The sequence below is a fragment of the Streptomyces sp. NPDC127117 genome, assembly GCF_042677325.1.
Lineage (GTDB): Bacteria > Actinomycetota > Actinomycetes > Streptomycetales > Streptomycetaceae > Streptomyces.
On the sequence record NZ_JBHXTM010000060.1, the window covers coordinates 1 to 8025 of the forward strand.

General features: G+C 73.9%; 6 protein-coding genes. 3 read left to right on the top strand and 3 right to left on the bottom strand.

From position 1 onward, the window contains the following. Positions 1–143: 143 nt before the first annotated feature. Positions 144–887, bottom strand: coding sequence for a TetR/AcrR family transcriptional regulator (locus ACFVH0_RS34320; protein WP_385826672.1), 744 nt, complete (start codon positions 885–887; stop codon positions 144–146). 168 nt (positions 888–1055) lie between these two features. Between ACFVH0_RS34320 and ACFVH0_RS34325 the strand changes: the two genes are divergently transcribed. The 3 genes from ACFVH0_RS34325 (at position 1056) to ACFVH0_RS34335 (ending at position 2610) form a co-directional block, all read left to right on the top strand. Beyond that, positions 1056–1289, top strand: coding sequence for a hypothetical protein (locus tag ACFVH0_RS34325; protein WP_385826674.1), 234 nt, complete (start codon positions 1056–1058; stop codon positions 1287–1289). A gap of 118 nt (positions 1290–1407) precedes the next feature. Further along, the gene (locus ACFVH0_RS34330) at positions 1408–1797 is read left to right on the top strand and encodes a hypothetical protein (protein ID WP_385826676.1); all 390 of its coding nucleotides are present in this window, start codon (positions 1408–1410) and stop codon (positions 1795–1797) included. Between the two features lie 60 nt (positions 1798–1857). Further along, positions 1858–2610, top strand: coding sequence for a thioesterase II family protein (locus ACFVH0_RS34335; RefSeq protein WP_385826678.1), 753 nt, complete (start codon positions 1858–1860; stop codon positions 2608–2610). Positions 2611–2677: 67 nt separating this feature from the next. Here ACFVH0_RS34335 and ACFVH0_RS34340 read toward each other — a convergent pair whose 3' ends face one another. Then, positions 2678–4726, bottom strand: a complete 2049-nt coding sequence (locus ACFVH0_RS34340; protein WP_385826680.1) for a beta-ketoacyl synthase N-terminal-like domain-containing protein — start codon at positions 4724–4726, stop codon at positions 2678–2680. After that, positions 4723–8022: an amino acid adenylation domain-containing protein gene (locus ACFVH0_RS34345; RefSeq protein ID WP_385826682.1), complete on the bottom strand. Its 3300-nt coding sequence runs from the start codon at positions 8020–8022 to the stop codon at positions 4723–4725. The genes ACFVH0_RS34340 and ACFVH0_RS34345 overlap by 4 nt, the downstream gene beginning before the upstream one ends. Positions 8023–8025: the final 3 nt, after the last annotated feature.

The window sequence follows — 8025 nt, forward strand, 5'->3', positions numbered from 1 at the left end:
CCCGTGGACCGCCACGGGCGCCGGACCGGATCAGTGCCCCGGCGAACCCTCGTCCGCGCGGAAGACCGGCCGTCCCTGACCCGGCGGGCGGCTGCCCTGTCGATGGGCAGGGTTCTGATTGCCGAGTCGTTCATGGCAGGACTCTATGAGCCGCCTCTGACACCTGGGTCGTCTCCGGAGGTGATCTGGGCCGTGCCCGGAGTGCCGTCGGCGACGGACGGCGCGGGTACGCCGCCGCGGCCGGCGTCGAGCGCGCCGCCGCGCCCGGTGAGCGTGCCGATCTCCAGGCCGAGTTCGCGTTCGGCCGTGCTCACGGCCATCCGCGTGACCGCCTCGGGCCGGTCCGCGGCCTCGGTATTGGCGTGTGCGCCGAGGCCGTCGATGACGACCAGGATCTGAACGGTCGCCACATACGGGTCGGCGGTACGGAATTCACCGCAGGCCACGCCGTCACGCACGAGATCCTCCAGCCGGCCCCGCCACAGCGCCTCCTGGCGGCCCACCCGGTCGCGGAGGGCGGGGCGGTAGCGGCTGAGGTGCCGGGCGTTGATCCACAGCCGGCTGATGTCGTCGTACGCGGGGCCTGTCGCGAGCGAGAAGAAGCGGGCGAGCCGGTCCGTCGGCGGTTCCGTTGCCGGGTCCGCCGGGAGCAGAGTGTTCAGTTCGGCACCGGCGGCGGTGCCGAACGCCTCGGCCACCAGGTCCTCGACCGCCGGGAAGTAATGGCTGATGAGACCGGGGCGGACGCCGAGCTCTTCGCCGATCCGGCGCAGTGTGATGCACTCCAGCCCTTCGGTCAGGGCGATGGCCGCCGCCGCGTCGACGATTTCCGCACGCCGGTCCGCCGGGGACTTCCGGATCCGCTTCCGCTGAGGGCTTGACGACATACCGCCGATGCTATTGACGTCGCGACCAATGAGCAACCAGCGGGTGGACCGGTGGCCGGGGGCCACGGAAAGCCGCCCCCGAGCCGCCGCCGTAACTGCCGACCGGGGCGGAACGCGGACCCTAGCGTCGATTCCTGCAAGCCATCACCGATGCCATGGAGGACAGGGATGAACAACAGCATGCGTACGGCGGCCGCTGCCGCAGCCCTCGTTGCCGGTCTCGTCACGGTCGGCGGTACCACCGGTGCCGCCGCCGCCGAGCGCCCGGAGCGGATCACCAGCCAGGAGCAGCTCGCCAGAAGCATCGCGCAGGCGGTCGCGGCCGAGCAGCAGAGGGGCGCCGTCACCGACGGCGTCATCGGCGGCTTGGTGGTCAACTCGACCGGCCCGCGATCCTGCTGACGAATCGGAGGTGAGCACCGTGGACAGCACTGCGGACCCTGCCCGGGACGGGCGGGAAAGCCCCCTCAGATGGTGTCCGAGCGGCGATGCGAGCCGCCCGGAGAGCGTGGTTCTCGGCGTGCGGTCCGGGGAGGGTGACCAGGTCTCCTACCTGGCCGAACCCGTACCCGCCGCCGATGTTCTCGGCAGTATCCCGGAGGGGATCGCCCCCAACCGGGTGCTCCGGTTCGCCTCGCACTGCGTGTCGGACTGCGCGAACCGGGTCGGCGAGGCCTGCGGGCTGATCGAACGCATCACGAGCGTACCGGCCGAGCCCGGACCGGCCGCAGTGCCACGGTGCCACCTCCGCCCGCACTGCAAGTGGTGGAACCAGGTCGGTGTCGAGGCCTGCCACCGCTGCCCCGCCCTGACGACACTGGAACCCCGCGACGACGAACTCGCCGTTCTCGTCGCGGACCCGGCGACCACGCGTGAACAATTGGAGAGCTGGATCGCCGCGGCCCGATGAGCGGATACCGTTCACGGAGCCGGTCGAGGACCGGACCGAGGACATGAGAGAAGGGATGTCGTGGACAACTGGATACGGTGTTTCCGCCCGGCCCCCGACGCCGCAGCACAGTTGTTGTGCTTCCCGCACGCAGGTGGTTCGGCCAGTGGCTACGTCCCGCTGTCGACCCAGGTCGCGGGGACCGCGGAAGCACTGGTCGTGCAGTACCCCGGGCGGCACGACCGCATCGCCGAGCCGTTCGCCGAACGGTTCGGCGATGTCGTGCACGCGGTACTGGCCTCGCTCCCCGCGAGCGGTGGCCGGCCGCTGATTCTGTTCGGCCACAGCATGGGCGCGCTCCTGGCGTACGAGACCGCACGGGAGCTCGCGGCACAGGGGCGTGAGCCCGCGGCCCTGTTCGTCTCGGGCAGCGGGGGGCCGTCGCTGCCGCGGCGCTCGCGGCTGCCCGCCCGGCCCAGCGACGCCGAGCTGATCAGGGAGATGCGGCTGCTGTCCGGCACGGACGAGGAACTGCTGACCCATCCGGAGATCCTCGAACTCGCGCTGCCGCCACTGCGCGCCGACTACGCCATGCTGTCCTCCCGCGTCCACGTTCCCGGGCCGCCGCTGCGCTGCCCGGTCATCGCGCTGACCGGCGACAACGACCCCCGGGTCTCCGTCGAGGGCGCGCAGGCGTGGGAGCGGGAGACCGAGGGGCACTTCGAGCGGCATGTACTGCCCGGCGGCCACTTCTTCCTGGGCGACCATCTGCCCCTCGTCGCGGAGCTCATCGCCGCGCACGTGCCCGGACGAACGGCCCGCACGGGCGTCTGACACCGCACCGCACAGGGCTTGGGCCCCGACCCCTTCCGGGTCGGGGCCCAAGCCCTGTGCGCGTCACTCACTCCGCCTCGAACTCCGAGAGCAGGGCGTCGAGGGAGTCGTCGCCGTCCTGCGCCGTGATGATCCGGCGGGCCATCTCGTGCAGCGTCAGCTGCTCCAGGAACAGCGTGATCGGGACATCGAGGTCGAAGTCGTCCCGGAGGCAGCCGACCAGGTGGACGGCGGTCAGGGAGTCGCCGCCGGCCGCGAAGTACGTCATCTCCGGGTCGTCGGCGTCCTCCAGCCCGAGGGCCTCGGCGATCAGCGCGCGGACGTCCCGCTCCAGGTCGGCGGAGCGGCCGCCCTGCTTCGGCTGCTCCCCGGCCGGTGCGACCGGTGCGACCGGTACGAGGCGGTACGCGCCGTGGCTCTCACCGGCGAACGGGTACGTCGGCAGCGCGACCCGCCGGCCGGCCCCCTCCCGTACCACCTGGCCGCCCGCCAGCCAGGCCTCGCCGAGCGGGTCGGGCCCGCCGAGGCCCGCCGCACCGCCCGAGGCCAGCTCGGCGAGCAGATCCGCCGCCTCCGCCCGGCTCCCGGCCCGCACATAGCCGCGTACGGCCAACGGGGCACGGCCCACGCCGAGCGTGTGCGCGGTGTCGGCGAGGGACGGGGCCCCCGGGGCCCGCAGCGCCCCGGCCAGCCGGCCGGCCACCGCGGTCAGGGACTCCCGGGTGCGGGCGGACAGCAGCAGCACCTCCGGCGCGCCCTCGGCCTCCGGCGCCGCGGCGTCGCCGCGCCGGGGCGCCTCCTCCAGGACCACATGCACGTTGGTGCCGCCGATCCCGACCGAGCTCACCCCGGACCGCCGGGGGCCGTGCTCCGGCTCCGGCCAGTCGGTCGCCCGCCCGACCAGGTGGAACGGCGAGTCCTCGAAGCCGAGTTCGGGGTGCGGGCGGCCGGCGTCGGCGTTCGGCACCAGCGTCGCGTGCTCCAGCATGAGCACCGATTTGATCAGCGCGGCCACGCCCGCCGCCGCGTCCAGGTGGCCGATGTTCGACTTCACCGAGCCGATCCCGATCCGCCCGGTGCCGAGCGCCCCCTTGAACGCCGCGGTCGCCGCCGCCGCCTCGATGCGGTCACCGAGCGCGGTGGCCGTGCCGTGCGCCTCCAGGTACTGGGCATCGGCCGGGTCGAGACCGGCCGCCGCCCAGGCCTCCACGATCGCCGCGGTCTGCTGGTCGACGCCGGGCGCGGTGAACCCGACCTTGGTGGCCCCGTCGTTGGTGACGGCACTGCCCCGGATGACCGCCCTGATCGGGTCGTTGTCGGCGATCGCGTCGGACAGCCGGCGCAGCACCACCACACCCACCCCGTTGCCGGGCACCGTACCTCCGGCCCGCTCGTCGAAGGGCCGGCAGCGGCCGTCCGGCGAGTAGATGCCGCCCTGCTGGTGGACGTAGCCCCGCTTGCGCACCGTGTCCACGGCGACGCCGCCGGCCAGCGCCGTGTCGCACTCGCCGAGCAGCAGGGACTGCACCGCGAGGTGCACCGCCGTCAGCGAGGTCGAGCAGGCCGTCTGCACCGTCAGGCTCGGGCCCTCCAGACCAAGCCGGTAGGAGACCCAGGGGGCGAGGAACTCGCGGTCGGTGAGGATGCGCACCTGGAGCGCCCCGATGGACGCGGCGAGCCGCGGGTCGGTCTGCGCGGCCAGCATGTGCTCGGTGGGGCCGCCGCCGACGTACACGCCGGTACGTGCCGACCCGCCGAGCGGGCTGCGGCCGGCGTCCTCCAGCGCGGACCAGGCCGTCTGGAGGAGCAGCCGGTGCTGGGGGTCCAGGGCCGCGGCCTCGGTGCGGTTGAAGCCGAACAACTCCGCGTCGAAACGGTCCGCGTCCGCGAGATGGCCCTTGGCCGGTATGTGGTCGCGGCCGCGTACCTCCTGCGGGTCGGCGCCGTCGGCGATCAGCTCCTCCTCGGTGAAGTCGGTCACCGAGCAGCGCCCGCCGAGCAGATTCTCCCAGTAGGTGTCCAGGTCCGGGGCGCCGGGGAAACGGCCGCTCATCCCGACGACCGCGATCGCGGAGTCGGCGGCGAGGGGCTCGGCGGCGCTTGCGTTCTCGGTCATCGTGTGGAGCCTTTCCGGTAGCTGAGTCGTCGGGCGGCGGCGGTGCGTCGTGCGTGCCGGTCACCGCCGCGCGCGGCGGCCGTGTCGGCGGGAGGAGCGGTGTCGGGAGCCCCTGCGGCGGCCCCGAGGGCCGCCCGGTCGAGGTGGGCGGCCAGGGCGCTGACGGTGGGGTGGCGGAACAGGTCGACCAGGCTGAGTTCGCCGTACGTACCCAGCTCGCGCAGGGCGGACAGGACGCTCAGCAGCCGGATCGAATTGCCGCCCAGATCGAAGAAGTGGTCGGTGACGGCGACGAGTTCGAGGTTGAGCACCCGGGCCCACAGCCCGGCCACCAGCTGCTCGGTCGCGGTGCCCGCGACGGTGGTCGAGCCGTCCGGCCGGCACCGCACGGTGGCGGGTTCCGGCAGCCGGGCCCGGTCGATCTTGCCGTTGCTGCTGAGCGGCATCTCGTCCAGTCGCACGAACACCTCGGGCACCATCGATCCGGGCAGCCGCCGGGCGAGATGGGCGCGCAGCTCGGCATCCGCGGGCGCCGCCCCGTCCCGGCCCACGACATACGCCACGAGCCGCTGTGCCGTTCCCGTGCCGCGGACGGTGGCCGCCGCCAGGGCGACGCCCGGCGCACCCGCCAGCAGGGTCTCGATCTCGCCGAGTTCGATGCGTACGCCGCGCAGCTTGACCTGGAGGTCGGAGCGGCCGAGGTAGTGGATGAGCCCCTTCGCGTCGATCCGGCCGAGGTCGCCGGTGCGGTACATCCGGGTGCCCGGTGCGCCGTGCGGGTCGGCGACGAACCGTTCGGCGGTCAGGGAGGCCCGGCCGATGTAGCCGCGCCCCAGCGAGGCACCGGCCACGTAGATCTCACCGGCGACCCCGGCGGGGACCGGCCGGAGCCGCTCGTCGAGCACATAGACCCGGGCCCCGGGCACGGCGCCGCCGAGCACCACGGGCTCACCGGGTGAGAGGTCCCCGGTGGTCGCGTAGACGGTCACCTCGCTGGGGCCGTAGGCGTTCACGATCCGGCGTCCGGGCGCACTGAGCCGGCCGACCAGCTCGGCCGGGCACGCCTCGCCGCCGACCGCGACGGTCCGCAGCTCGGGCAGCTGCCCGGTCAGGTCGGGCAGCAGCATCGCGGCGGACGGCGGCAGGAACACATAGGTGATGCGGGAGTCCCGCAGCCGGTCCAGCAGGGCCTCGCCGATCCGCTCGTCCTCCTGCGGGATGTGCAGCTCCGCCCCGGCCACCCAGGGGAAGAAGAGGTCGGACACGGCGACGTCGAAGCCGAACGACACGAACTGCAGCACCCGGTCCCCGGCCTCGACCGGGAAGGAGTGCCGGACCGCCCGGGTCAGGTTGACCAGCGCCCGGTGCTCGATGGCGACCCCCTTGGGGACGCCCGTGGAGCCCGAGGTGAACAGGACGTAGGCGAGGTCCTCGGGGGCCGGCGCGGTGCCGGCCGTCGCGGGCGCCCCGGGTGTGACGGGGTCCGTGACGGCCGGGCGGTCGACCCGGATGCACGGCACCTCCAGGCCCGCCGCCTTCTCTGCCGTCTCCCGGGAGGTCAGCAGGAGCCCGGTGCCCGAACTGTCCACCATGTGGCGGAGCCTGGCCTCCGGGTGGGCCTGGTCCAGTGGTACGTAGGCGCCGCCCGCGCGCAGCACGGCGAGGGCCGCGATGCCCTGGTCGGCCGAGCGGGGCAGGAGCAGACCGACGCGGAAGCCGGGCCGCACCCCGGCGGCGCGGAGCCGGGCGGCCAGCGCGTCGGCCCGGTCGAGCAGTTCGGCGTAGCTCAGCCGGAGGTCGCCGCAGACCAGGGCCGTGGCGTCCGGGTGTCGGGCCGCCCGGTCGGCGATCAGATCGGGTACGAGGCGGTCCAGCGGCGCCGCCTCCGCGAGCCGGTCGGCACCGGCGATGGTGCGGCGGCGCTCCTCGGCCGGCACCAGCTCCACGGTGGACAGCGGTGCGGACGGGTCCGCGAGGAGCCCGGCCAGCAGGGTGCGGAAGTTGTCCGTCCAGCGGCGGACCGTCGCCGCGTCGAACAGGTCGCTGCGGTAGATGAACTGGGCGGCGAGCCCGGCGTCCCACCGCTCCACGAACAGGTGGAAGTCGAACTTCGCGGTGTCCAGCGTCAGCGCGAGCCGCTCGGTGGTGGCACCGGTCAGCCGCAGCTCCGAGGCGGCCTCGTCCTCGTAGCTGAGCGCCACCTGCACCACCGGGTCGTGGCTGGTCTCGCGGACCGGCGCCAGGGTGTCGACCACCGCCTCGAACGGCGCGTCCTGGTAGGGCTGTGCCGCCAGCATCGAGGCCCGGACGCGACGGGTCAGCTCGTCGAGGGACGGGTCGCCGGTCAGATCCACCCGCATCGCCAGGGTGTTGGTCAGCATCCCGACCATCTCCTGGAGTTCGGGCCGCTCGCGACCCGACGACGGGTAGCCGACGACCAGGTCCTCACCGCCCGAGAGCCGGGAGAGGAACGCGGCGTACGCGGCGAACATCGTCATGAACGGGGTGGCACCCGAGGCCGCCGCCACCTCGGCCAGGCGTTCCCTGACCTCGGCACCGAGCAGGAAGCGCTCGGTGCCGCCCGAAGCGGTGCGGACCGGTGGGCGCGGGCGGTCCAGCGGCAGTTCCATGGCGGTGGGCGCGCCGCGCAGCACGTCGACCCAGTGCTTCACGGACGCCTCGAACGCGCCGTCCGCCGCACGCTCGCGCTGCCAGGCCGCGTAGTCGGGGAACTGGAGCGGGAGTTCGGCCGGACGGTACGTCAGGCCCCGGGCCTCGTGCCGGTACCCCTCGGACAGCTCGTCCAGCATCAGGCCGAGCGACCAGCCGTCACAGACCAGGTGATGGGCTACGAGCAGCACCCGGTGGCTGCCGTCGTCGACGGTGTACACGGTGCAGCGCAGCAGCGGCCCGGCGGCGGTGTCGAAGGGGAGGGCGGCCTCGGCGCGCACCAGGGCGTCCGCACCGCCGGCCGGTACGTTCCGCCGGATCGCGAGCCGTACCCGCCCGGCGGCCGAGACGCGCTGCGCCGGGGTGCCGTCGTCGGCGGTCCGGAAGACGGTCCGCAGTGCCTCGTGGCGGGCGACCAGCGAGTCCAGCGCACGGCCGAACGCCGCGGTGTCGAAGGGCCCGCGCACCGCGAAGGCGACCGGCACGTTGTACTGGGGGGAACCCGGATTCAGCTGGTCGAGGACCAGCAGGCGGCTCTGGGCGTCGGAGGCGGGGAACTCGTACTCCTCGTCCCCGCCGCCCTCCCCGGCGTAGAGGTCGATGAGCTCGACGGCGTCGACGGTCATGGT

Excerpts from the sequence above, each read along its gene's own strand:
- ACFVH0_RS34320 (WP_385826672.1), bottom strand. The coding sequence starts at position 887 with ATGTCGTCAAGCCCTCAGCGGAAGCGGATCCGGAAGTCCCCGGCGGAC.
- ACFVH0_RS34325 (WP_385826674.1), top strand. The coding sequence starts at position 1,056 with ATGAACAACAGCATGCGTACGGCGGCCGCTGCCGCAGCCCTCGTTGCC.
- ACFVH0_RS34340 (WP_385826680.1), bottom strand. The coding sequence starts at position 4,726 with ATGACCGAGAACGCAAGCGCCGCCGAGCCCCTCGCCGCCGACTCCGCG.
- ACFVH0_RS34345 (WP_385826682.1), bottom strand. The coding sequence starts at position 8,022 with ATGACCGTCGACGCCGTCGAGCTCATCGACCTCTACGCCGGGGAGGGC.